General features: G+C 69.8%; 24 protein-coding genes and 1 tRNA gene. 11 read left to right on the top strand and 14 right to left on the bottom strand.

Annotated features, from left to right (window positions below; translation table 11 throughout):
• Positions 1-8 precede the first annotated feature (8 nt).
• The 9 genes from traB to ACWGI2_RS16430 all read left to right on the top strand — a co-directional run bounded on the left by traB (position 9) and on the right by ACWGI2_RS16430 (position 8641).
• The gene (gene traB / locus ACWGI2_RS16470) at positions 9-2033 is read left to right on the top strand and encodes a plasmid transfer protein TraB (protein WP_453696004.1); all 2025 of its coding nucleotides are present in this window, start codon (positions 9-11) and stop codon (positions 2031-2033) included.
• Between the two features lie 168 nt (positions 2034-2201).
• A complete protein-coding gene (locus ACWGI2_RS16465; protein ID WP_453696003.1) occupies positions 2202-2660 on the top strand; it encodes a hypothetical protein in 459 nt (152 codons plus the stop codon).
• A gap of 20 nt (positions 2661-2680) precedes the next feature.
• Positions 2681-2881 carry a hypothetical protein gene (locus ACWGI2_RS16460; protein WP_453696002.1) on the top strand — a complete coding sequence of 67 codons (201 nt, stop codon included), beginning with the start codon at positions 2681-2683 and terminating at the stop codon, positions 2879-2881.
• Positions 2882-3175: 294 nt separating this feature from the next.
• Complete coding sequence (gene ssb, locus ACWGI2_RS16455) at positions 3176-3592, top strand: single-stranded DNA-binding protein (RefSeq protein WP_453696001.1); 417 nt, start codon at positions 3176-3178, stop codon at positions 3590-3592.
• Between the two features lie 89 nt (positions 3593-3681).
• Entirely contained in the window at positions 3682-4404 is a 723-nt protein-coding gene (locus ACWGI2_RS16450) for a DNA methylase (RefSeq protein ID WP_453696000.1), read from the top strand.
• Complete coding sequence (locus ACWGI2_RS16445) at positions 4401-5294, top strand: bifunctional DNA primase/polymerase (RefSeq protein WP_453695998.1); 894 nt, start codon at positions 4401-4403, stop codon at positions 5292-5294. Before ACWGI2_RS16450 ends, ACWGI2_RS16445 begins: the two co-directional genes overlap by 4 nt.
• A gap of 364 nt (positions 5295-5658) precedes the next feature.
• Positions 5659-6915, top strand: coding sequence for a DUF3631 domain-containing protein (locus tag ACWGI2_RS16440; protein WP_453695997.1), 1257 nt, complete (start codon positions 5659-5661; stop codon positions 6913-6915).
• 155 nt (positions 6916-7070) lie between these two features.
• Positions 7071-7280, top strand: a complete 210-nt coding sequence (locus ACWGI2_RS16435; protein ID WP_453695995.1) for a helix-turn-helix transcriptional regulator — start codon at positions 7071-7073, stop codon at positions 7278-7280.
• Entirely contained in the window at positions 7277-8641 is a 1365-nt protein-coding gene (locus ACWGI2_RS16430; RefSeq protein WP_453695994.1) for a tyrosine-type recombinase/integrase, read from the top strand. Before ACWGI2_RS16435 ends, ACWGI2_RS16430 begins: the two co-directional genes overlap by 4 nt.
• A 154-nt stretch (positions 8642-8795) precedes the next feature.
• Here ACWGI2_RS16430 and ACWGI2_RS16425 read toward each other — a convergent pair.
• Positions 8796-8877 (bottom strand) — tRNA-Tyr (locus ACWGI2_RS16425).
• Between the two features lie 222 nt (positions 8878-9099).
• On the opposite strand from ACWGI2_RS16425, the gene ACWGI2_RS16420 reads away from it, so the two are divergent.
• A complete protein-coding gene (locus tag ACWGI2_RS16420; RefSeq protein ID WP_393473025.1) occupies positions 9100-9588 on the top strand; it encodes a YajQ family cyclic di-GMP-binding protein in 489 nt (162 codons plus the stop codon).
• Positions 9589-9733: 145 nt separating this feature from the next.
• Here ACWGI2_RS16420 and ACWGI2_RS16415 read toward each other — a convergent pair whose 3' ends face one another.
• The 13 genes from ACWGI2_RS16415 to ACWGI2_RS16355 all read right to left on the bottom strand — a co-directional run bounded on the left by ACWGI2_RS16415 (position 9734) and on the right by ACWGI2_RS16355 (position 21313).
• Positions 9734-10000 carry a GlsB/YeaQ/YmgE family stress response membrane protein gene (locus ACWGI2_RS16415; protein WP_453397462.1) on the bottom strand — a complete coding sequence of 89 codons (267 nt, stop codon included), beginning with the start codon at positions 9998-10000 and terminating at the stop codon, positions 9734-9736.
• A gap of 134 nt (positions 10001-10134) precedes the next feature.
• The gene (locus ACWGI2_RS16410; protein ID WP_453695992.1) at positions 10135-10527 is read right to left on the bottom strand and encodes a YccF domain-containing protein; all 393 of its coding nucleotides are present in this window, start codon (positions 10525-10527) and stop codon (positions 10135-10137) included.
• Positions 10524-11387: a zinc metalloprotease HtpX gene (gene htpX / locus ACWGI2_RS16405; protein ID WP_453695990.1), complete on the bottom strand. Its 864-nt coding sequence runs from the start codon at positions 11385-11387 to the stop codon at positions 10524-10526. The genes ACWGI2_RS16410 and htpX overlap by 4 nt, the downstream gene beginning before the upstream one ends.
• 187 nt (positions 11388-11574) lie before the next feature.
• Positions 11575-13113 carry an NADH-quinone oxidoreductase subunit N gene (locus ACWGI2_RS16400; protein ID WP_453695988.1) on the bottom strand — a complete coding sequence of 513 codons (1539 nt, stop codon included), beginning with the start codon at positions 13111-13113 and terminating at the stop codon, positions 11575-11577.
• Positions 13110-14717 (bottom strand): NADH-quinone oxidoreductase subunit M, encoded by a 1608-nt coding sequence (locus tag ACWGI2_RS16395; RefSeq protein WP_453695986.1) that lies wholly within the window; start codon positions 14715-14717, stop codon positions 13110-13112. Before ACWGI2_RS16395 ends, ACWGI2_RS16400 begins: the two co-directional genes overlap by 4 nt.
• Positions 14718-14723: 6 nt before the next feature.
• Positions 14724-16718 carry an NADH-quinone oxidoreductase subunit 5 family protein gene (locus tag ACWGI2_RS16390; protein WP_453695985.1) on the bottom strand — a complete coding sequence of 665 codons (1995 nt, stop codon included), beginning with the start codon at positions 16716-16718 and terminating at the stop codon, positions 14724-14726.
• The gene (nuoK, locus tag ACWGI2_RS16385; RefSeq protein ID WP_453695984.1) at positions 16715-17110 is read right to left on the bottom strand and encodes an NADH-quinone oxidoreductase subunit NuoK; all 396 of its coding nucleotides are present in this window, start codon (positions 17108-17110) and stop codon (positions 16715-16717) included. Before nuoK ends, ACWGI2_RS16390 begins: the two co-directional genes overlap by 4 nt.
• Entirely contained in the window at positions 17110-17745 is a 636-nt protein-coding gene (locus ACWGI2_RS16380; protein ID WP_453695982.1) for an NADH-quinone oxidoreductase subunit J family protein, read from the bottom strand. Before ACWGI2_RS16380 ends, nuoK begins: the two co-directional genes overlap by 1 nt.
• Positions 17742-18302, bottom strand: coding sequence for a NuoI/complex I 23 kDa subunit family protein (locus ACWGI2_RS16375; RefSeq protein WP_160506618.1), 561 nt, complete (start codon positions 18300-18302; stop codon positions 17742-17744). The genes ACWGI2_RS16380 and ACWGI2_RS16375 overlap by 4 nt, the downstream gene beginning before the upstream one ends.
• Positions 18302-19270, bottom strand: coding sequence for an NADH-quinone oxidoreductase subunit H (locus ACWGI2_RS16370; protein ID WP_160506617.1), 969 nt, complete (start codon positions 19268-19270; stop codon positions 18302-18304). The genes ACWGI2_RS16375 and ACWGI2_RS16370 overlap by 1 nt, the downstream gene beginning before the upstream one ends.
• Positions 19267-20259 (bottom strand): NADH-quinone oxidoreductase subunit C, encoded by a 993-nt coding sequence (locus tag ACWGI2_RS16365; RefSeq protein WP_453695981.1) that lies wholly within the window; start codon positions 20257-20259, stop codon positions 19267-19269. The genes ACWGI2_RS16370 and ACWGI2_RS16365 overlap by 4 nt, the downstream gene beginning before the upstream one ends.
• Positions 20256-20933 carry an NADH-quinone oxidoreductase subunit B gene (locus ACWGI2_RS16360; RefSeq protein WP_453695980.1) on the bottom strand — a complete coding sequence of 226 codons (678 nt, stop codon included), beginning with the start codon at positions 20931-20933 and terminating at the stop codon, positions 20256-20258. Before ACWGI2_RS16360 ends, ACWGI2_RS16365 begins: the two co-directional genes overlap by 4 nt.
• Positions 20924-21313 carry an NADH-quinone oxidoreductase subunit A gene (locus ACWGI2_RS16355; RefSeq protein WP_266863289.1) on the bottom strand — a complete coding sequence of 130 codons (390 nt, stop codon included), beginning with the start codon at positions 21311-21313 and terminating at the stop codon, positions 20924-20926. The genes ACWGI2_RS16360 and ACWGI2_RS16355 overlap by 10 nt, the downstream gene beginning before the upstream one ends.
• Positions 21314-21498: 185 nt before the next feature.
• Here ACWGI2_RS16355 and ACWGI2_RS16350 point away from each other — a divergent pair, with 185 nt between their 5' ends.
• Positions 21499-22710, top strand: a complete 1212-nt coding sequence (locus ACWGI2_RS16350; protein ID WP_453695978.1) for a sensor histidine kinase — start codon at positions 21499-21501, stop codon at positions 22708-22710.
• Positions 22711-22786: the final 76 nt, after the last annotated feature.

Raw genomic sequence — 22786 nt, 5'->3', positions numbered from 1 at the left:
CGTGGGCCATGATGAAGCGTCTCGATGACGAGCAGCACCAGCTCCTGCAACTGATGGAGACCCAGCGCGGCAACCCCGAAAGCGGCGGCGTGGGCGCCTACCTGCTGCACCGCGCCAAGCCGCACATCCCGCCGTGGCTCGGGGTGGGCGGTATCGGTCTGGCGGGCGTGCTCGGCCACCTGCGGTGGGCGGACAGCACCGCGGCCGGTGTCGGCCTGACGTTGTCCTCGGTGGCGCTGTCCGGCGGCGCCTACGTGATCGGCAAGACCACCAGCAAACAGCGCCGCCTGCACTCGGCCGCCACCACCGGGCTCGCCTCCGCATGGCTGACCGCCGCCTGTCTGGCCGGACCCACCGCCGGACCGCTCGATGACCTCTACCTGATGGGCGGACCAGCCGCCGCGCTGTCGTGGAACATCCGGATGCTGATGCGCCACAATCCCGACGGCTCCGGCGACGGCTCGGACGCGGGCCTGCTGGAGAAGGTCGGTTTGGCCCGCACGAAGCTGGGGGCGGCGAAGGTGGAGCCCAACCGGGTCACCGCGCCGTACTCCCTGCCCGCAGGTGAGGCCACCAATGAGGACGTGGCCAAGGTGCTGCCCAAGCTCGCCGGCGCTTTGGATGTGCCGCCGAACGCGGTCCGCTATCGGCCCGATCCCGATTCCGCGCGCCGCGGTGAACTGGTCATCGTCCCGGAGGACATGCTGAAGCAGGTCACCTGGTATCCGGGTCCGTCCAAGCCGGGCGGGTCGATCGCCGATCCGCTGGTCATCGGCGTCTACGACGACGGCTCGTTCCTCTTGCTCACGCTGCCGCAGGCCATCCACCTGCTCATCATGGGCGTGACCGGAGCGGGTAAGACCGAGGGCGCGTTGGACATCCTCGCGGAGGTTCTGACGCGCTCGGACGTGGCGGTGTGGCTCTCCGACCACGTGAAGAAGGGGCAGGATCTGGGGGAGGTCTTCCCCGCCTGTGACTGGGTGGCCACCACCCCGGAAGACACCGAGATCATGATCGAGGCGGTCAAGGCCGCCATCCCGGCCCGCACCGCCTGGCTCGGCGCGCACGGCTACCGCTCCTGGTCCCGGGAGGCCGCACAGCGGCAGAGCGATCCGGCGCACTCCTGCCGCAAGGACGGCACCGCCTGCGGCTGCGCGGGCATGCCCTACCTGGTGTCCTGGTTCGAGGAGGCCGCCAACACCCTGGCCCGGCTGGACGACGACGTGTTCACCACGATCGCCCAAGAAGCCCGCTCCGCAGGGATCTCGCTTGTCATCTCGATGCAGCGGGCCAGCGGCTACCAGATCAGCACCGACACCCGCGCCTCCCTGCCGTCCTCGCTGTGCTTTGGCGTGGACGAGCGGGACGCCGGCTTCGCCCTCCCCGAAGACGTGCTCGATGCGGGCGCCAACCCCGGCGCGTGGAAGAACCGCCGACCCGGCTACTGCTACCTGGTCGCCGCCGGCATCGAGGAGGAGCTGTACGCCAACCCGGCCCGCACCTTCCGCAACGACCCGGTGACGTTGGAATGGGTGGCCCGCGAGTTCGCCGGCCACCGCATGGACATCGACATGGTCACCGCATCCGCGGCGGCCGGTGTCGCCGGACGGGCCTACACCGACCGCACCCGACCCGACAGCCCGACCAACGACCCTGTGGAGGAGGACGAGGTGGACGACGAGCAGGGGCCCGACGTGGACCCCGAGGACGAGCACATCGACCCCGAGCAAGAGCTCCCCGACAGCCAGCCGGGCGACGAGGAACCGCTGTTCGGGCAGGAGCAGGGGCACCGGCCCACCCCGGAGGAGGCCCGGCATCTGTTCGCGCAGGCGCTCGCGCAGTTCGAGTCGCAGGGCCGCATGGTCGTAGGCCCGAAGGACTTCATGGACTGGTGCGACGTTCACCACCTGTCGCGCCCGTGGGTCTCCGCTCGGCTCAAGGAGGCCGCCATCGAGGGGCGTCTGGAGCCGACGAGCAAGACCGGCCGGTGGCGGATCGTCCCCGACCCCGAGCCGACCCTGACGGCCGCCTGACACCTGACACCGTCTGACACCGTCACGGCGCCCTGACACCCAAACCCCTAGGCAGGCGCACGTGTCACGCCCTCTGACAGCGAGCCGTGACACCCGCCCCTGACACTTCACCCCCTGCGGGCCCGCACCCACCCAGTGCGGGCCCGCAGGCGATCCGAGGGAGCCCTCATGGACCACCCCGAGCGGCCTGCGGCCGTCGAAGTGCACCACCCCATACCGATCACGCCTGCTGTCCCGTATGCGGCGCCGCTGGTGCCTCTGCAGCCGGGCAGCGCGTCCGCGGTGCAGTCGGTCGTCCTGCCCGACGGTCGGGTCGCCACCGGCTACACCCTCGCCCCGCAGACGCAGCCGGCGGCGCCCGCGCCGACCGCACAGCCGGGCGTGAGCCGTACCGCGGTGAACATCGCGCTTGGAGGAATCGGCTTCGCCGGCGTCTGCGGGGGCCTGCTCCTGCTCACCGGCTTCATCGCCGCACTCGCCGCCTTCGTCCAGCAGCTCATCATCCTCGCCGCGGTCATCTTCGGCGGCTACATCGCCGTCCAGATCTTCGGAACAGGCGGTTCCAGCGGCGGGACCACGGTCAACATCCGCAAGGCCGTCATCAAGCGCAACCGCTTCTACGGCTGAACCCTCGAAGGAGTAGCGCCATGACGTGCCGCTACTGCACCGGGCACCACCCGATCCGTATCGACGCCTACCCCGCGGGCAACCCGCGCGCCTCGCTGGTCGCCGCACACCGCGCCACGCAGGCACGAGCGAGCGCCCCCGGACCGGTCCACGTCCACTACGACGCGATCCATGACACCTTCGCCGTCGTCCGTACCGACGACGACACCAGCCGCCCCTGAGCGGCACGGCAAGCCGGCCACGTCGGCGCGCAGTGATCAAGAACCGTCCCGATCGCCGATGCCGCCGACTGCCCCACCCCACCTTCTTCCTTCCGTGGGACGGGGAGGGCGGCTGCAGAGGGGATGTCAGACCCCCCGACCACGCCATCACACCTGTGGTGACCTGCGCCAACTCGCCGTGGCTGAACAACGGGCCGCAAGGGTTGATGCAAGGGATAGCCGCCAGGGATGTCGCAACAGATGGCGCAAGGGATGTTGCGCCTCACCACTGATCAGACTGACTGGGAGAGACCTGTGTCCTTCGGAGAAACCCCGATTACCGTCGTCGGCAACCTGACCACCGACCCGGAGGTCAAGTTCACCGACTCCGGCGCGGCGCTGGCCAAGTTCACCATCGCCGCTACCCCGCGCACCTTCGACAAGACCACCAATCAGTGGAAGGACGGCACGTCCACGTTCTTCCGCTGCGCCGCCTGGCGCTCCCTCGCGGAGCACGTCGCCGAATCACTGACCAGGGGCACCCGCGTGGTGGCCACCGGGCGCATCCGCCAGCACAACTGGCAGACCCCCGAGGGCGAGAACCGCTCCATGCTCGCCCTGGAGATCGACGACATCGGCGCCTCGCTGCGCTTCACCACCGTCGCCATCAACGGCAAGCCCACCGACCAGCCGTCGACCGACTCCAAGCCCGGCGACGAGCCCCCGTTCTAGCTACGCCAAGGGCGGCCCCTCCGTCTCGCCAAAGTCGCGGGGCCGCCCTTGCCAGCCAGTACCCAAACAGGAACTGGAGGACATCCAGCATGACGCACTCTGCCCGCACACCGCGAGCACGCACCTTGGACCGGTCGTTACGGGTTTTGGACGCCTACGGCTGCATCGGCGGCGCTGCCCGTGGCTACCAGATGCTCGGTTGGCAGGTCACCGGCGTGGACATCGCCCCGCAGCCCGACTACTGCGGCGATACCTTCCACCAGGGCGACGCCATCGCTTTCATCCGTGCCCACGGCCACAAGTACGATTTCATCCACGCCTCGCCGCCCTGCCAGGGCGAGGGCGCTCCCACCAAGGGCACCAACAAGGCCCGCAACAACGCCATCGGCCGCACCCATCCCCGCCTCATCGCCCCCACCCGCGCGGCCCTGGAAGCCACCGGTCGGCCGTGGGTGATGGAGAACGTGGCCGGCTCCGAGGTCCGCAAGGATCTGCGGCTGTGCGGGGAGATGTTCTCCCTTGGGGTGCTCATGCACCGCTACTTCGAACTCGGCCACTGGACCGCCGCCCAACCTGTGCACCCGGCCCACCGCGGCCGGGTCCGCGGCTGGCGCCACGGCCAGTACTTCACCGGCCCCTACGTCGCCGCCTACGGGCAGGGCGGTGGCAAGGCCACCGTTCAAGAGATCCAACAGGCCAAGGGCATCGACTGGTCGACGGATCACTTCCGTCTCCGTGAGGCCCTCCCACCCGCCTACACCGCGTGGGTGGGCCGTGCCTTCCTTCAGCACCGGATGGAGGCGGCGGCATGAGTGATGTCCTGCTGGCCGCTGCGCTGGAGGCGGCGCGGCGCGGTTGGCCCGTCCACCCGTTGCGTCCCGGCGGCAAGGGCTCGGCCCTGCACGGAGAAGGTGCCTGCACCGGCCGGGGCCCCTGCACAGGCGGGCACGTGAAGTGGGAGCAGCGGGCCACAACTCACGTCGAACGGATTCGCCTTACCTGGCAGAGCGGCGCGTTCAACGTCGGCATCGCCACCGGCCCCGCCCACCTCTTGGTCGTTGACCTGGATATCCCCAAGGGAAGGGACAGTGCGGACGCGCCTTGCGGCGCGACGAACTTCCAAGCGCTCTGCGAGCGCGCCGGGGAGCCCTGGCCCGCCACCTACACGGTGCGGACCCCCAGCGGCGGCCTGCACCTGTACTTCCACACCGCGGCCCGTCTGTCGAGCACGGCGGGAACCCTCGCCGCGCGCATCGACACCCGCGGCTCGGGCGGCAACATCGTCGCCGCCGGAAGTCGCACCCCACAGGGCGCTTACGTGGTCGACATCGACCGCCCTACAGCGGAGTTGCCCGACTGGCTGCACACCCTCCTTCAGGCCCCGGCAGCCCCGTCCGGTACGGCTCGGCTCGCGCCGGTGCTCGTACCGGGCGCGGCCAGCCGCCGCGCGAGCGTCGCCCTGGAGCGGGAGGCCGCACAGGTCGCGGGCACTGGCGAAGGGGGCCGCAATCAGCGGCTGCTGGCGGGCGCCCGCGCGCTGGGGCGCTTCGTGGCCTGGGGCGAGATCCCCCGGCACGTGGTGGAGGAGGCTTTTCAGGCGGCCGGGGAGGCGGCCGGCCTGTCCGCATCCGAGTGCACGGCCACCATCCGCAGCGCACTGAACTGGTCGATCCGCACCGCCCGCCCGCGGGAGGCCGCATGACCACCGCCTCCCGCCCGCGCCTGAAAAGCCTCCCCAGCACGCCATCTCGGCTTGACTCCGCGGACCGCGCGGTACGTCCGGCTCGGGAGGGCAGCCGAAAGGAAGTCGCCCGTCAGGGCGTCCTTTCAGCCCTTCCCGCCGAACAGCACCCCAGCGCCCCGCCCGCCGGCGATGGGCGCTATCCCGTGGCCTGGCTCCACATCCGCGCACCCCGCGGCGCCACCCCCACCGCCACCTCGCGGTGCCTGTGCGGCCGGGACCGCAGCGCCGTGGGGCGACGCAAGGTGCTCGCCCTGATCGACGACCACACCGCCCACCACGATCAATGCCCGCTCCGCACTGTTCAGGAAGGGAGGAACGCCGCATGACCAGCACCCCCGAGACCGCGCCGCCTATCGACGGCGCGGCCCTGCTCGATGAGGTCGAAGCGTTCCACCGACGCTTCAACATCTTTCCCCGCGAGGCCGCCTACGTCGCCGTCGCGCTCTGGGACGCGCACGCCCACCTCATCGACGCCTTCGACTCCACGCCCCGCATCGCCTTCCTCTCCCCGGAGCCCGGCTCCGGGAAGAGCAGGGCACTGGAGATCGTGGAAACGCTCGTGCCCAACCGCATGGTCGCCGCGCAGGCTTCCGCCTCCGCCATGTTCCGTTCGGTCGCGAGCGATGCCCGCCCGACAATCCTCTTCGACGAGGTCGACACAGTGTTCGGCCCCAAGGCAGGGGACAACGAGCCTCTGCGTGGGTTCTTGAATGCCGGGCATCGCCGCGGAGTTGGGATGTGGCGTTGTGTCGGTGACGGGGCCAACCAGACCGTGCAGGAGTTCTCCTCCTACTGCGCGGTCGCGATGGCCGGGCTCGGCTCGCTGCCGGACACGATCCTGACCCGCTCGATCATCGTCCGCATGCGCAAGCGCGCCCCCAACGAAACGATCGAGCCCTACCGCCGGCGCGTGCACGAGCAGCAGGGCAACGCGCTCCGCGACTCCCTCGCGCAGTGGGCCGACACTGTGCGCGAGAGCCTCCAAGATGCCTGGCCAGCCATGCCGGAAGGCGTAACCGACCGCCCCGCCGACGTATGGGAACCCCTGCTCGCGGTCGCGGATGCGGCTGGTGGCGACTGGCCCGAACGGGCCCGAGCCGCCTGCATCGATCTCGTCATCACTGCCAGGGAAGAAGACAAAGCCTCGCTCGGGGTGCAGCTGCTGACGGACCTGAGGGACCGCGTGTTCTGCGGAGCCGACCGGCTGGCCACCGCCGAAATCATCAAGGCGCTCTACGCGATCGACGACGCCCCGTGGGGCGATCTGGACGGCAACGGCAAAGCGCTCACTCCCCGCGTGTTGTCCAAGATGCTCGGGGAGTACGTCACGGCCGACAACAAGACGATCCGGCCTCGCTCGATCCGCACTCCGGCGGGCGTCCCGAAGGGCTACTACGCGGAAGATCTCGCCGATGCGTGGCTTCGCTACTGCCCCCCACCCCCCGAGAAGTCCGCTACACCCGCTACATCCGCTACACCGCAGGTCAGCGGGGGTGAAAACGTAGCGGAAGAGCTTCCCGGCATCCGCTACATCTCCGCCGAAGCCGCTACCTCCGCCGCAGCTCACCGCACGGCGTAGCGCCGCCTATCCGCTACATCCCGCCTATCCGCTACAGGAAACAGGCCTCTGACCTGCCCTGTAGCGGATGTAGCGGATGTAGCGGACCTGAGAGGGAGGAGCACGGGCTCCCCCTCCCTTCGTCTATCCCTCCTTCTGTCCAAGGAGATCTTGAGATGGCCACCGCTACCCGTCGGCGACGTGCCCCCATCGACGAATGGGTGCCCCTCACCGACGCACTCGAAGAGATCGGCATAAGCCGCGCCACTTGGTACCGCTGGCGTGACCGGGGATACGGCCCCCCGGCGAAGCACACACCGACTGGCCGCGTGCGGATGCGCCGCAGTGTCCTAGACGCCTTCCTCGAAGAACTGGACGCCGCGTGACCGAGTGGAGCTACACCGTCAAGATCTGGGCTATCCGCAAGCGTGACTACCGGAAGCCCTACCAACTCCGCTGGAAGGTGGGCCTACGCCCCCATTCGGAGTCGTTCCTGACGCTGGGCCTGGCGGAGAGCCGCCGGGCCCAGCTCATCACCGCAGCTCGTGAAGGAGAGCCGTTCGACGTCGCCAGTGGACTTCCGAAGTCCCTGGTCGTGAAGGAACGGGACATCACTTGGTACGAACACGCCCGCCGGTACATCGAGATGAAGTGGACCCACTCCCCCGGCTCCACCCGGCGGACCCTGGCCGAAGCCATGGCGACCGTCACGCCCGCTCTGGTGAAGGACACCAAGGGCATGGCCGACGCCAGAGCCGTGCGCACCGCCCTCTACAGCTGGGCCTTCAACAAGAACCGCTGGGACGAAGAGCCGCCGACCGAGGTAGCCAAGGTTCTCGCCTGGTTCGAGCGGAAGTCCCTTCCCGCGTCGGCGCTCTCGGATCGTCTGGTCGTACGTGCCGCGCTGGACGCTGCCTCGAAGAAGTTGGACGGCAAGACCGCGGCGGCCGGAACGATCCGCAGGAAGAGAGCGATCTTCTACAACTCCCTGGAGTACGCGGTAGAGGCCGACCTCATCTCGGAGAACCCACTCCCCCGGCTCAACTGGAAGGCTCCCGAGCAAGTCGAAGAGGAGGTCGACCCGGCCTGTGTGCCGGACCCTGGGCAGGCTGCGAAGCTCTTGGCGGCCGTACGGGACCAGAGCCCCCGCGGACGTCGTCTGGTGGGGTTCTTCGGCTGCATGTACTACGCCGCAGCACGGCCGGCGGAAGTCATCGGGCTACGGATCCAGGATTGCGACCTGCCGCGCCGCGGGTGGGGCATGCTGCGGATCCGGGAGACACGCCCACGATCGGGTTCGGCGTGGACTGACAGCGGCGAATCCCACGAAAAGCGAGGGCTGAAGCACCGCCCGCGCAAAGCGGTCCGGCCGGTCCCTATCCCGCCCGACCTGGTTGCTCTGCTCCGGTGGCACGTCACGGCGTACGGCGTAGCCCCCGACGGCCGCTTGTTCCGCACACAGCGCGGCGGACTGATCCAGGACACCGGATACGGCGAAGTCTGGGCAGAAGCCCGCTCACGGGCGCTCACGCCCGGACAACGAGAGTCGTCACTGGCCAAGCGGCCGTATGACCTTCGTCACGCTGCCGTATCCACCTGGCTTAGCTCAGGCGTGGAGCCTCAGCTCGTGGCCAAGCGGGCCGGCCACAGCATCGCCGTGCTGTTCCGCGTCTACGCCAAGTTCCTCAGCGGCGGAGACGAGGCCGCCAACGCCAAGATCTCCGCTCGCCTAGGGCTGCACCGCTAACCAGCCGCACAAGCCCGTCCACGGCCCGTCCACACACTTCGAGACGGGGCGTTCGAATGCGAGACGGAGCGAGACAGAAAGTCTGCCGCAGGGAGACATGACGAAGGGCCCGTGACCTGGATTTCTCGCAGGTCACGGGCCCTTCGTTCCCGTGTGGCGGCGCCAGGATTCGAACCTGGGAAGGCTGAGCCGGCAGATTTACAGTCTGCTCCCTTTGGCCGCTCGGGCACACCGCCTGGGTCGCTGCCTGGAACCATCCGCTTTGGGGCGGCGCTCCGTGGCAACGACGTAAACGATACCTGATGGACAGGGGTGCTTCGCCACCCGATTGATCGGCCCCCGGCGCGGAGGCGGTGGCTAGGCTTTGCGGATGCGGCCAGGGACCGAAGGCCGTGCACCAGCTCAGTACGCACACGTACGCAGACGTACGCAGACCCCGATACAAGGAGCCACAGGACATGGCCGACTCCAGTTTCGACATCGTCTCGAAGGTCGAGCGGCAGGAGGTCGACAACGCCCTCAACCAGGCCGCCAAGGAGATCTCGCAGCGCTACGACTTCAAGGGGACGGGCGCCTCGATCGCCTGGTCCGGCGAGAAGATCCTGATGGAGGCGAACGGCGAGGAGCGGGTCAAGGCGATCCTCGACATCTTCCAGTCCAAGCTGATCAAGCGCGGCATCTCGCTGAAGTCGCTGGACGCGGGCGAGCCGCAGCTGTCCGGCAAGGAGTACAAGATCTTCGCCTCGATCGAAGAGGGCATCTCCCAGGAGAACGCGAAGAAGGTTGCCAAGATCATCCGCGATGAGGGCCCCAAGGGCGTCAAGGCGCAGGTCCAAGGCGAGGAGCTGCGGGTCAGCTCGAAGAGCCGCGACGACCTGCAAGCCGTGCAGGCGCTGCTCAAGGGGCAGGACTTCGACTTCGCGGTGCAGTTCGTCAACTACCGGTGATTGCCAGTAGGTACCGCAGTAAGTACTGCTGATTGCTCGTCGTACGACGCCGAAGGGCGGGCACCCGGATCGGGTGCCCGCCCTTGCTGCTGGCCGCAGATCGGGGGACGACGCCCTCAGGCGGCGTGGGTGGCGCGTGCGCGGCTCAGCGGCGCGAGTGGCCGAAGAGGATGCGGTAGGCGACGAGCAGGACGAGTGAGCCGCCGATGGCCGCCGCCCAGGTCGCGCCGTCGTAGAAGTCGTTGACTATCGGGCGGTCGAGATAGCGGGCGGAGAGCCAGCCGCCGATGAAGGCGCCCGCGATGCCGATGACGGTCGTGCCGATGAAGCCGCCCGGGTCGCGGCCGGGCAGCAAGACCTTGGCCACGGCACCGGCGAGCAGCCCCAGAACGATCCAGCTGATGATGCCCATGCGGTGACCCTGCCCCTCTTCGTGCCCTCTTTGTGCTGTTGTCCTGGAGGACGACACGGGGGCGGGGCGTGGTTGCGGTGATCAGCCAGGTGGGGTGTACGACACACCGGCCGCGGCGCGGCCCGGCACGCGCGCTAGCGCGACGCGAACGGCTGGTCCGTGCGCACGATTTCGCGGCCGAGGGGCATCAACGACACCGGGATCAGCTTGAAGTTGGCGACGCCCAGCGGGATGCCGATGATCGTGACGCACAGGAGGAAGCCCGTCACGATGTGGCCGAGCGCGAGCCACCAGCCCGCGAGGATCAGCCACAGGACGTTCACGATGCAGGACGGCGCGCCCGCGTCGCGGCGCTCAACTGTCGTGTAGCCGAAGGGCCACAGGGCATAGCGGCCGATCCGGAAGCTGGCGACCCCGAAGGGGATGCCGATGACCGTGATGCACAGAAGCACCCCGGCCACGAGATAGCCGAGGAACATCCAGAAGCCGCACAGGACGAGCCAAATGACGTTCAGGATTGTCTTCACTGTTGGCGACCTGCCATCTGCTCGAGCCGGGCAATGCGCTCCGCCATCGGCGGGTGCGTGGAGAACATCTTGGACATGCCCTGCCCCGGACGGAAAGGGTTCGCAATCATCATGTGACTTGCCGTCTCAAGGCGTGGCTCGGGCGGCAGCGGAAGCTGCTTCGTCCCCGTCTCCAGCTTGCGCAGGGCGCTCGCGAGGGCCAGGGGATCCCCTGTGAGCTGGGCGCCGGACGCGTCGGCCTCGTACTCCCTGGAGCGGCTGATCGCGAGCTGGATGATGGAGGCGGCGAGCGGGCCTAGGAGCATGATCAGGAGCATGCCGAAGATGCCGGGGCCGTCGTTGTCGTTCGACCTGCCGATCGGGATCAGCCAGGCGAAGTTGACCAGGAACATGATCACGGAGGCGAGTGCGCCTGCGACCGACGAGATCAGGATGTCGCGGTTGTAGACGTGGCTCAGCTCATGGCCGATGACGCCTCTCAGTTCGCGTTCGTCCAGGAGGCGCAGGATGCCGTCCGTGCAGCACACCGCCGCGTTACGGGGGTTGCGGCCCGTCGCGAAGGCGTTCGGCGCCTCCGTGCGTGAGATGTAGAGCCGGGGCATGGGCTGGCGGGCCTGGGTGGAGAGCTCGCGGACCATGCGATACAGCTCGGGGGCCTCGAATTCGCTCACCGGGCGCGCGCGCATGGCGCGCAGGGCGAGCTTGTCGCTGTTCCAGTACGCGTACGCATTGGTGCCGAGCGCCACGAAGAGCGCGACGATCAAGCCCGTACGTCCGAAGAAACTGCCGATGACGAGGATGAGAGCGGACAGTCCCCCGAGGAGTACGGCGGTCTTCAGCCCGTTGTGCCGGCGGTGCACGGTACGCCCTCCTGTGGTGCGTGGGGGAACCCTCTGTCTACTGGTGCTTCCACTCTTCAGTGGACCCTCCCGTACTGGTCAACGCCAGGCGGGGAGCACTAGTTCCCTTGTGCGCGCAGGAGCGGCGCAGGAGTGACGTGGGCCGCTCGGGTGACGGTCCGAGCGGCCCTACGGAGAAGGCGGCCCGTCAGAACAGGCCGGTGTCGGAGAACCTCAGGACGAGTTGCGGTGCTCCGGAGAGCGCGATGCCGAGGACGGCGGTCAGGGCGATGGCCGCCGTAAGGGGGGCCGGCACGCGGTGCTTGACCGGCTCGCCCTCGGGGGCGCGGAACAGCAGCGCGGTCCACTGGAGGTAGTAGAAGAGCGCGATCACCACGTTCGCGGCCATCACCACGGCGAGCCAGCCGAGGCCCGCGTCGACCGCCGCCGAGAAGACGGTGACCTTCGCGAAGAGGCCGATGATGCCCGGCGGCAGGCCCGCGAGGCAGAGCAGGAAGAAGCCGAGCACCAGGGCCGCGAGGGGGCTCCTGGCGTACAGGCCCCGGTAGTCGCTGACGCGGTTCAGGCGCCGCGTACGGCCGACGAGCGCGGCGACGGCGAAGGCGCCGAGGTTCACGGCCGCGTACATCAGGGCGTACGCGACGGTGGAGCCGATGGCCTTCTCGGCCTCGGCGGGGTTGTCGGCGTATCCGGCCGCGGCGATCGGCACCAGGAGGTATCCCGCCTGGCCGACCGAGGACCACGCGAGCAGGCGTACCGCGCTGTACGCGCGCGTGGCCTGCTGGCGCAGCGCCGCCACGTTGCCCGCGGTCATGGTGAGGGCGGCGAGCACGGCGAGCGCCGGGCCCCACACGTCCGCGTACGAGGGGAAGGCGACGACGGTGACGAGGATCAGGCCGGTGAAGCCGACCGCCTTGCCGACCACGGAGAGGTAGGCCGCCACCGGCAAGGGGGCGCCTACGTAGGTGTCGGGCACCCAGAAGTGGAAGGGCACGGCGGCCACCTTGAAGGCGAAGCCGACGAGGGTGAGGGCGACACCGGTCTGGGCGAGGGTGTCCAGCTGCCCGTCGACGTGCTGGAGCTCTTCGGCGATCTCCGTGAGGTGCAGGGTGCCGGTCGCGGCGTACACGAAGCTGACGCCCATCAGCGTCACGGCGGTCGCGGTGACGGAGGACAGGAAAAACTTCAGGGCCGCTTCGGAGGACCGCTTGTCGCCGTGCCTGAGGCCGACGAGCGCGAAGGCGGGGAGGGAGGCCACTTCCAGGGCGACGATGAGCGTGGCGAGGTCACGCGAGGCGGGCAGCAGCGCGGCGCCCGCCGCTGAGGACAGCAGCAGGAACCAGAACTCCCCTTCGGGGAGTTCCTTGGCGGTGCCGTTCGCGTCCTTGAGCGTGCTCATCGAGAGCAGGGCGGCCAGCAAGGCACCGCCGAGGACGAGGAGTTGGATGACGAGCGTGAAGCGGTCGGCGGTGTAGCTGCAGGCCTCGGCGCCGCCGGTCAGGCAGAAGGTCGACCGGTCGTCGTTCAGGATCGGCAGCAGGAAGAGCGCGGCGACGGCGAGTCCCGCGACGGAGATCCAGCCGAGCAGTGCCTTCTTCTTGTCGCCCACGAAAAGGTCGGCGACGAGCACGAGGAGACCGACGACTGCCGCGATGGTGGGCGGAGCGATCGCGAGCCAGTCGACGGACTGGACGACGCCGACGGCGCTTTCGGCGGCCACGGTCACGACTTGCCTCCTGAGAGGAGCTGCTGCACGGCCGGGTCGGTGAGGCCGAGCAGAGCGGCGGGCCAGAGTCCGGCGAGGACGGTGAGGGCGACGAGCGGGGTCCAGGCGGCGAACTCGTAGCCCTGGACGTCGGCGAGCGCCGGGGGTTCGATCTTGTCGGCGCCCTGTGACCCCTGGGGCCCCTGGGGCATCGGGCCCATGCAGACGCGGCGTACGACGATGAGCATGTACGCGGCGGTGAGCAGGGTGCCGACGGCGGCGATCGCCATGAAGGTGAGGAAGGCCGGGCGGCTCAGTTCGTCGGCGGGCTTGAACGCGCCGAACAGGGCGAGCATTTCGCCCCAGAACCCGGCCAGGCCCGGGAGCCCGAGCGAGGCGACGGCACCGAAGGCGAGGAGGCCGCCGAGGCGGGGCGCCTTGCCGTAGAGCGCGGCGCCCGACTCCTGCGCGAGGGTGTCGAGGTCGCTGGTGCCCGTGCGGTCCTTCAGCGCGCCGACGAGGAAGAACAGCAGGCCGGTGATGAGGCCGTGCGCGATGTTGGCGAACAGCGCGCCGTTCACGCCGGTCGGGCTCATCGTCGAGATGCCGAGGAGCACGAAGCCCATGTGGCCCACGGACGAGTACGCGATGAGGCGCTTGAGGTCGCCCTTCGCGCCCTGCTTGGCGAGGGCGAGGCAGGCGAGCGAACCGTAGATGATCCCGACGACCGCGAAGGCCGCGAGGTAGGGCGCGAAGGTCTGCATCCCGTCGGGCGTGATCGGCAGCAGGATCCGGACGAAGCCGTACGTGCCCATCTTCAGCAGCACGCCGGCCAGCAGGACCGAGCCGACGGTCGGCGCGGCGGTGTGCGCGTCAGGCAGCCAGCTGTGCAGCGGCCACATCGGCGTCTTGACCGCGAGCCCGATCCCGATCGCCAGAACGGCGATGACCTGCACGGATGTGCTCAGGCGAGGGCCGTTGTCAGTGGCGAGTGCCACCATGTCAAATGTGCCGGACTTGAGGCCGATGAGGAGGAGACCGAGCAGCATCACGACGGAGCCGAGAAGCGTGTAGAGGATGAACTTCCAGGCGGCTTGCGTGCGTTGGGCGCCGCCCCAGCGCGCGATGAGGAAGTACATCGGGATGAGGACCATCTCGAACGCCAGGAAGAACAGCAGCAGATCGAGGACGGCGAAGGTCGCGAGGGTGCCGGACTCGAGTACGAGGATCAGCGCGACGAATGCCTTGGGAGACGGGCCCGTCGGCATTTTGAAGTAGGAGTACAGCGCGCAGAGGAAGGTCAGGAGCGCGGTCAGGACCAGGAGGGGGAGCGAGATGCCGTCGATGCCGAGGTGGATGCGCACGTCGAGTGCGGGGATCCAGCTGATATCGGTCGTGGCCTGCATCTTTGACGGATGGTCATGGTCGAAGCCGAGCGCCAGGACGATCGCCGCGATGAGGATCACGCCTGTCACGACCACGCCGTGGCGGAGCACCGCCTGGTCGGGCGACTTCCCCTTCAGTCCGGGCGGGGCGGGCAGGAGAGCCGCGACGGCGCCGATGAGCGGGCCGACCACGATCAACGCCAAAAGAAGCTGCATCACGGATTCACTGATATCGATCACGGCTGCTCACGCTCCGGCGGTGGCGACGAGGACGGCGGCGACAGCCAGGACGACGGTGCCTGCGAGCAGCGCGCTCAGGTAGGTCTGCACGTTGCCGGTCTGCGCGCGGCGGACTGCCGCGCCGAGCCAGCGGGGTGCGGTGCCCGCGCCGCGTACGTAGGTGTCGACGACCTCGCGGTCGAGGAACCGGACGAGGCGCGCGGCGGCCTGGACGGGGCGCACGAACAGGGCGGCGTAGACGGCGTCGAGGTGGAAGCCGACAGCGGCGTGCCGGTGCAGCGGGCCGAGCAGGAGGCGGCCGGGGTCGGCCGGGTCGTGGGCCTGGGCCACGTCTCCGTAGGCGGGGGCGTGCGTGGCGATGGCCTCGGCCTCGACCAGGCCTCCGTCGGCTCCCGTGTCGGCGGCGACCGCGCCCATCGGGTGGCGGACGGCCAGCGCCGTCGTGTGGCGCCACGCTCCGTACGTGACGAGCCCGCCGACGAGGGCGAGTCCCGTGCCGAGGACGGAGGTGGTGAGGGTCGGGTTGAGCGAGTGGCCGTCGAACCAGTCCGGCAGGACGCCGACGGTGAGGCCGAAGGCGAGTGAGGGGACGGCGAGCACCCAGAGCACGGCGGTCATCGTGACGGGCTGGCGGGCGTGGGCCGGGGCTTCGGGGCCCTGCCCGTTGAAGGCGAGCAGCCACAGACGCGTCGCGTAGGCGGCGGTGAGGAGGGCGGTCAGCAGACCGGCGACCAGGACGATCCAGCCCGCCGCGGTGGGCGCGGTCTCGGAGTGTCCTGTGGCCGCGTGCTCGGCGGCGCCCAGGACGGCTTCTTTGGAGAAGAAGCCGCTGAAGGGCGGGATCGCGGCGAGCGCGAGGAGCGCCACGGTCATCGTCCAGAACGCGTCCGGCACCCGGTCGCGCAGGCCCCTCATGCGGGACATCGCGGCAAGGGAGTTGGTGCCGGCGGCGTGGATGATCACGCCCGCGCCGAGGAAGAGGAGCGCCTTGAACGCGCCGTGCGAGAGGAGGTGGAAGACGGCGGCACCGCGGTCGCCGACGGCGAGGGCGCCGGTCAGATAGCCGAGCTGGCCGATCGTCGAGTAGGCGAGGACGCGCTTGATGTCGTCCTGGGCGAGCGCCGCGAGGGCCGAGCCGGCCATCGTGACGGCGGCCATGACGGCGAGGACGACCAGGGCTGCCGACGAGGCGGCGAAGACCGGGAGGAGCCGGGCGACGAAGTAGACACCGGCGGCGACCATCGTCGCGGCGTGGATGAGCGCGGAGACGGGCGTGGGGCCCGCCATCGCGTCGGGCAGCCAGGTGTGCAGCGGGAACTGCGCCGACTTGCCCGCCACACCGGCCAGGAGCAGCAGGGCGATCAGCGTCGGGTGGTCGAGGCCGCCGTCCGCGACCTTCGCGAGGATCGTCGTGATGCGGAACGACCCGGCGTCGACGGCGAGCGCGAACAGGCCGATCAGGAAGGGGACGTCGCCGAGCTTGGTGACCAGGAAGGCCTTGAGGGAGGCGGCGCGGGCTTCGGGCGTCTCCCAGTAGTGGCCGACGAGGAAGTACGAGCAGATGCCCATGATCTCCCAGCCGACCAGGAGCACCATCAGGTCGCCGGAGTAGACGACGAGCAGCATCGCGGAGGTGAAGAGAGAGACGAGAGCGGCGTACGAGGGGTAGCGCGGGTCGTCGCGCAAGTAGCCCGTCGAGTAGATCTGCACGCAGGAGGCGACGACGCCGACCAGGACGGCGACGAGGGCGGCGAAGCCGTCGATGTGCAGGGCGAGTTCGATGGGGACCGAGCCGGTCGGGGTGAGCTCGGTGGCGGAGTCGATGTCGGCGCCGCCGCCGTGGCGGGCGGCGACCAGCACGGCGAGGACCAGCGCCACCAGGGTGGGCAGCACCGCGAGGGGGCGTACGAGTCCCGGGACGGTGCGGCCGAGCAGCAGACCGGCGACCGCGCCGAGGAACGGCAGGAGGGGGACGAGTACGGCGAGGGTGGTCGTGGTCACGCGGTGGCCTCAGCCTTCTGCGACTTCTCTGCCGGGGCGGGCTCTTCGGTGGCCGCGCCCTCGGCATCGTCTTCGGGGTCGTCGGGGCCCTCGGCGGTGTCGCGGAGTTCGTCGACGGCGGAGGAGCCGCGGTTGCGGTAGACCGCCAGGACGATCGCGAGGCCGATGCCGATCTCCGCGGCGGCGATGGCGATGGTGAAGAGGGTCAGGGCCTGGCCGGAGTGGAGGGCGTCGCGGAGCCAGACGTCGAAGGCGACCAGGTTGAGGTTGACGGCGTTGAGCATGAGCTCGACGGACATCAGGACCAGGATCGCGTTGCGCCGGGCGAGCACTCCGTACAGGCCTACGCAGAAGAGGAGGACGGCCAGGACGGCGGGATAGGCGAGGTGCATCAGCGCTGCTCCTTGTCGCTGGGGGCACCAGTCGTGCGGGGGTCGCCGGTCGTGCGGGTGTCGCCGGGGGCTTCGTTCAGGCGGGTCATGCGGGCGTTCCTGCGGGAGAGGACGATCGCGCCGACCAGGGCGGCGAGGAGCAGGACCGAGAGGGCCTCGAAGGGCAGCACCCAGTGCTGGAAGAGGAACTTTCCGGTCACCGCGGTGGAGCCCTGGGCCTCGTCGGCGGCGCGGTCGAGGTCGATCCAGGTCGTCCGGAAGGCGTCGACGACGACCCAGACCAGGGCGGCCGCAGCGAGGACGGCCACCGCGAGCGCGACCGGGCGGTTGCCCGAATCGGCGTCAGGGGAGCGGCCGATGGGGGCCCGCGTCAGCATCAGACCGAAGAGGAGGAGTACGACGACGGAGCCTACGTAGATCAGGACCTGCACCCAGGCGATGAACTCGGCGGTGAGCAGGAGGTACTCGACGGCCAGGCCGCCGAGCGTCGCCACGAGCCACAGGGCGGCGTGCACCAGCTGCTTGGTGGTGACGGTGACGATCGCCGAGCCGAGGGTGACGAGGCCGACCAGGAGGAAGGCGATCTCCACTCCTGTCGGGGAGAGGAAGCCCTGGGCCTCCGCAGCGATGTTCACGACTCCCCTTCCCGCGCGCCGGACTGGGTCTCCTGCGCCGCCGCCAGCTTCTCCGCCGCCTTGCGGGCGGTGGCGATCTCCTTGGGCTCCTCGGCCGCGGGGTCCAGGGCGGGCGGGGCGGGGACCGTCCACATCCAGTCGCGGAGCTTGTCGCGTTCGTGGGTGAGTTCGTGGATGTCGGTCTCGGCGTACTCGAACTCCGGGGACCAGAACAGTGCGTCGAAGGGGCAGACCTCGATGCAGATGCCGCAGTACATGCAGAGGGAGAAGTCGATGGCGAAGCGGTCGAGGACGTTGCGGCTGCGCTCGCGGCCGCCCTCGACGGCCGGCGGGACCGTCTCCTTGTGGGAGTCGATGTAGATGCACCAGTCCGGGCACTCGCGGGCGCAGAGCATGCAGACCGTGCAGTTCTCCTCGAAGAGCCCGATGACGCCGCGGGTGCGGGGCGGGAGTTCGGGCTGGTGCTCCGGGTACTGCTCGGTGACGGTCTTCTTCGTCATCGTGCGGAGGGTGACGGCGAGGCCCTTGGCCAGGCCGGACCCGGGGATGGGAGCCATCAGTTGATCGCCACCTTCACGATTCCGGTGAGCGCGATCTGCGCGAGGGCGAGCGGGACGAGGAGGGTCCAGGAGAGCTTCTGGAGCTGGTCCTCGCGGAGACGGGGGTAACTGACGCGCAGCCAGATCACGAGGAAGGCGAGTACCGCCGTCTTCAGGAGGGTCCAGACCCAGCCGAGGCCGTCGGCGCCCCAGGGCCCGTGCCAGCCGCCGAGGAAGAGGACGGTGGTGAGGCCGCAGAGGACGACGATTCCGGCGTACTCGGCGAGGAGGAAGAGGGCGAAGCGGAGGCCCGTGTACTCGGTGTACGCGCCGAAGATGATCTCCGAGTCGGCGACCGGCATGTCGAAGGGAGGGCGCTGGAGTTCGGCGAGGCCCGCCACGAAGAAGACGAGGGCGCCCACGATCTGCCAGGGCAGCCACCACCACTCGAAGGCGTTGAGGATGCCGGGGAGCGACACCGTCCCGGCCGCCATCGCGACCGACGCCGCGGCGAGCAGCATCGGGAGCTCGTACGCCAGGAGCTGGGCGGCGGTGCGCAGGCCGCCGAGGAGGGAGAACTTGTTGGCGCTGGCCCAGCCCGCCATGAGCGAGCCGAGTACGCCGACGCCCATGACCGCGAGCACGAAGAAGATGCCCGCGTCGACGAGTTGGCCGACGGCGCCTTCGCTCGGGCCGATGGGGATGGCGACCAGGACGAGGAGGTAGGGCAGCAGGGCGACGGCGGGGGCGAGCTGGAAGATGCGGCGGTCGGCCTCGGCCGGTACGACGTCTTCCTTCTGCGCGAACTTGACCCCGTCGGCGACGAGCTGGGCCCAGCCGTGGAAACCGCCCGCGTACATGGGGCCGAGGCGGCCCTGCATGTGGGCCATCACCTTGTGCTCGGTCTGGCCGATGACCAGGGGCAGGACGAGGAAGACCGCGAAGACGATCAGGAGACGCAGGGCGACGTCGAGCGCGTCGGTCACTCCGAGCCTCCTGGGCGGTCGTTGTCTTCGGGGTGGTCGTTGGCTTCGAGGCCGTTGTCCTTGGGGCTGTTGTCTTCGGCAGTTTCGGCGGGCTTCTCCGTGTCCTCGAACGCCGGGCGGGCCTGGTGCCACGGGGCGTCGGAACTGGCCGCTGGCTTCTCGGGCTTCGTCTCGGGTGCCGGGGCGGCCTCTGAATCAGGCTTCGGCTCGGGCTTCGGCGTTGTCTCCTCCGCCGCCCGCTGCGACGCCGAGCCCTGGCTCACACTCCGCGCCCGGCGCGGAGTCGGTGCCTCGCCCTGGTCGGCCGCCGGCTGCGCGCCCGCCGCCTGGCTCGCCGAGCCCTCCCCCGCCGTGCGTGCCCGGCGGGCCGGGCGGTCGCCTGCCGCGCGGGCGGCGCCGCGGGCCGGGCGGGCGGGAGCTGCGGGGAGCTGGCCCTTGAGGGGGCCCCATTCGTTCGGGTCGGGTACGCCGGGCGGCAGCATCTGGCGGCGCTTCGGCCCGCCGTGCTCCGACTCCCCCGGCTCCTTCGCGCCAGGCCACGCCTTCGCGACCCGGGCCGCCAGAACGAAGTCCTTGCGGAGGGGGTGGCCTTCGAAGGTGTCCGGCAGGAGCAGCGGCACCAGGTGCGGGTGGCCCTCGAAAGCGACGCCGAACATCTCGTGCGTCTCGCGCTCGTGCCACGCCGCGCCCGCGTAGACGTCGACCGCGGTCGGTAGGACCGGGGCGTCGTGCGGAACGGTCGTACGGATGAGGAGGCGACGTACCGGAGAGAGGGCGACGACGTGGGCCGAGACGTGGAAGCCCGTGCCCGGTTCGTCGACGGCGCTCAGCCAGTCGAAGTAGGTGCAGGTCAGGGTCGTGCGGGCGGTTTCGAGCGCCGCGATCCACGAGCTCGGCGGGACGTCGACCGTCAGGAGGTCGTACGACTCGTCCGCCGTGGCATCCGCGCCGAAGAGCTCCTCGACGGCGCTCGGCAGCCAGCCGGTCATGCCTTGCCCTCCCCCGGAGCCGAGGCCGAGGCCGAGGATCCCGTCGCCGTCGGCGGCTTCACAAGTCCGCTCTGGAGAGCTGCCGTCGAAGGCCGGTTGCCATTGTCCTTCCCGCGGCCGTACCGCTCGCCGAGCGACTCCGCCGCGATCTTCTCCTGGAGCTTGAGGATGCCCTGGAGCAGCGCCTCGGGCCGGGGCGGGCAGCCGGGGACGTACACATCGACCGGAATGATCTGGTCGACGCCCTTGGTCACCGCGTACGAATCCCAGTACGGGCCGCCGCAGTTGGAGCAGGCGCCGAAGGAGATGACGTACTTGGGCTCGGGCATCTGTTCGTACAGGCGCTTCACGGCGGGGGCCATCTTGTCCGTCACCGTGCCCGACACCACCATCAGGTCGGCCTGGCGCGGACCGGGCGCGAACGGGATCACGCCGAGCCGGATGAAGTCGTGCCGGGCCATGGAGGCGGCGATGAACTCGATGGCGCAACAGGCGAGGCCGAAGTTGAAGACCCACAACGAGTACCGGCGGCCCCAGTTGAGGACCACCTTCATCGGCTCGGGCGCGAGGCGGGACAGCACGCCGAGCTTCTCCGGCTCGGCGCGCAGCACCGGCTCCGGCAGATCGACGGGGGCGGAGTCGGAGGCGGAAGCGGAAGCGGGGGTCACGTCCATGTGAGGACGCCCTTCTTGTATGCGTACAGCAGGCCCACGGTCAGGAAGCCGAGGAAGATGAACATCTCCACCAGCGTCGTCGCACCGTAGCCGGGCGCGGCGAAAACCGTCGCCCAGGGGAAGAGGAAGATCGAGTCGACGGCGAAGATGACGTAGAGGAACGCGTAGACGTAGTAGCGGACCTGGGTGTGGGCCCAGCCTTCGCCGACGGGGTCGACGCCGCACTCGTACGTCAGGAGCTTCTCGGGTGTCGGCACGACGGGACGCAACAACCGCCCCGCGCCGAAGGCGACGGCGACGAACAGCACGCCGACGACGGCGAGCAGTCCGACGACGGAGTACGACTGGTAGTAGCTCGCCGCGACATTCGTCACGTGCACGTCAGCCCCTCACTCCCTGACCGCCTCTGACACTCATCACTGTTCGACGATCTGTACGCACGGGAGTCTAGGGCCTGCTAAAGAATGGGTAAGCAGAGCGTCACGCATCGGGTGGGGTTATCCCCCGGGAGTCCGGGCGGCCCTCCTCATGGCATCGCCGCTGCGAGCCGTGCACCCTAGCGCTTATGACCGCACGCGCCATGTCCTCAGCCACGTCAGCCACGTCCTCGCCGCCCCCCGCTCGCTTCGCGGCGTACGACGGGCAGACCTGGAAGGAGATCGCGCATCTCCTCGCCAACCTGCCGATCGGCGTGGCCGGTTTCGTCTACGTGGTCGTGACCCTCGCGGCCGGCGGCGGTCTCTCCGTGACGGTCGTGGGCCTGCCGCTCCTCGCGGGCGCGCTGCTCGGTGCGCGCCTCATCGGCAAGTGGGAGCGGGCGCGGGCGCGGAAGCTGCTCGGGCTGCGGATCGACGAGCCGAGCCCGATGCCGAAGCAGCGCGGGCACGGCTTCTTCAGCTGGCTGTGGTCGAGCCTGAAGGATCCGGTGGGCTGGCGCACGATGCTGTACTCGTTCATGCGGCTGCCCTGGGGCGTGGTGACGTTCGCCGTCAGCATGGTCGGGCTCTTCGTGCTCTGGCCCGTGCTCCCCTACATCGTGCGCGGCCTGACCAACGCCGACCGCGTGATGGTGCGCGGGCTGCTCTCGCCCTCCGACGAACTGGAGCGGCGAATCGTGGAGTTGGAGTCGGACCGCGGTGTCGTCGTCGACACGGCGGCAGCCGACCTGCGCCGCATCGAGCGCGACCTGCACGACGGCGCGCAGGCCCGCCTGGTGGCGCTCGCCATGGGGCTCGGTCTGGCCAAGGAGAAGCTCCTGGAGGGCCAGGCCGACGACACTGTGGCGGCGATGGTCGACGAGGCGCACGGCGAGGTGAAGCTCGCCCTCCAGGAACTGCGCGACCTGGCCCGCGGCATCCATCCCGCGGTCCTGACCGACCGCGGCCTGGACGCGGCGCTGTCCTCGGTGGCCTCGCGGTGCACGGTCCCGGTGAAGGTGACCGCCGATCTGCCGGCGCGCCCGGCCGCCGCGATCGAGGGCATCGCGTACTTCACGGTCTCCGAGTTGCTGCAGAACGTCAGCAAGCACAGTGGGGCGCGTACGGCGACCGTGGACGTGTGGCGTGCCGATCAGCGGCTGCTCATCCAGGTGGGGGACGACGGCAGGGGCGGCGCGAACCTGGACGGGGGCTCGGGCATGGCGGGGCTCGCGGACCGGCTCGGCGCGGTCGACGGCCTGTTCGTGATCGACTCTCCGGAGGGCGGGCCCACGACGATCACGGCGGAACTGCCGTGGCGGGACCGGGACCACGACCAGGACCACACTTCCCGGGGGTAGGGAAAACCCCCGGCCGAAGACACCTACGCACCACATGGTCCGGATCACCCGCGCCCAGCACTCTTGAGATACGACG

The sequence above is a fragment of the Streptomyces sp. NPDC054866 genome, assembly GCF_053610745.1.
This window is presented reverse-complemented; position numbering and strand designations above follow the sequence as displayed.

Excerpts from the sequence above, each read along its gene's own strand:
- traB (WP_453696004.1), top strand. The coding sequence starts at position 9 with ATGATGAAGCGTCTCGATGACGAGCAGCACCAGCTCCTGCAACTGATG.
- ACWGI2_RS16465 (WP_453696003.1), top strand. The coding sequence starts at position 2,202 with ATGGACCACCCCGAGCGGCCTGCGGCCGTCGAAGTGCACCACCCCATA.
- ACWGI2_RS16460 (WP_453696002.1), top strand. The coding sequence starts at position 2,681 with ATGACGTGCCGCTACTGCACCGGGCACCACCCGATCCGTATCGACGCC.
- ACWGI2_RS16450 (WP_453696000.1), top strand. The coding sequence starts at position 3,682 with ATGACGCACTCTGCCCGCACACCGCGAGCACGCACCTTGGACCGGTCG.
- ACWGI2_RS16445 (WP_453695998.1), top strand. The coding sequence starts at position 4,401 with ATGAGTGATGTCCTGCTGGCCGCTGCGCTGGAGGCGGCGCGGCGCGGT.
- ACWGI2_RS16440 (WP_453695997.1), top strand. The coding sequence starts at position 5,659 with ATGACCAGCACCCCCGAGACCGCGCCGCCTATCGACGGCGCGGCCCTG.
- ACWGI2_RS16435 (WP_453695995.1), top strand. The coding sequence starts at position 7,071 with ATGGCCACCGCTACCCGTCGGCGACGTGCCCCCATCGACGAATGGGTG.
- ACWGI2_RS16420 (WP_393473025.1), top strand. The coding sequence starts at position 9,100 with ATGGCCGACTCCAGTTTCGACATCGTCTCGAAGGTCGAGCGGCAGGAG.
- ACWGI2_RS16415 (WP_453397462.1), bottom strand. The coding sequence starts at position 10,000 with ATGGGCATCATCAGCTGGATCGTTCTGGGGCTGCTCGCCGGTGCCGTG.
- nuoK (WP_453695984.1), bottom strand. The coding sequence starts at position 17,110 with ATGCACCTCGCCTATCCCGCCGTCCTGGCCGTCCTCCTCTTCTGCGTA.
- ACWGI2_RS16375 (WP_160506618.1), bottom strand. The coding sequence starts at position 18,302 with ATGGCTCCCATCCCCGGGTCCGGCCTGGCCAAGGGCCTCGCCGTCACC.
- ACWGI2_RS16365 (WP_453695981.1), bottom strand. The coding sequence starts at position 20,259 with ATGACCGGCTGGCTGCCGAGCGCCGTCGAGGAGCTCTTCGGCGCGGAT.
- ACWGI2_RS16360 (WP_453695980.1), bottom strand. The coding sequence starts at position 20,933 with ATGGACGTGACCCCCGCTTCCGCTTCCGCCTCCGACTCCGCCCCCGTC.
- ACWGI2_RS16350 (WP_453695978.1), top strand. The coding sequence starts at position 21,499 with ATGACCGCACGCGCCATGTCCTCAGCCACGTCAGCCACGTCCTCGCCG.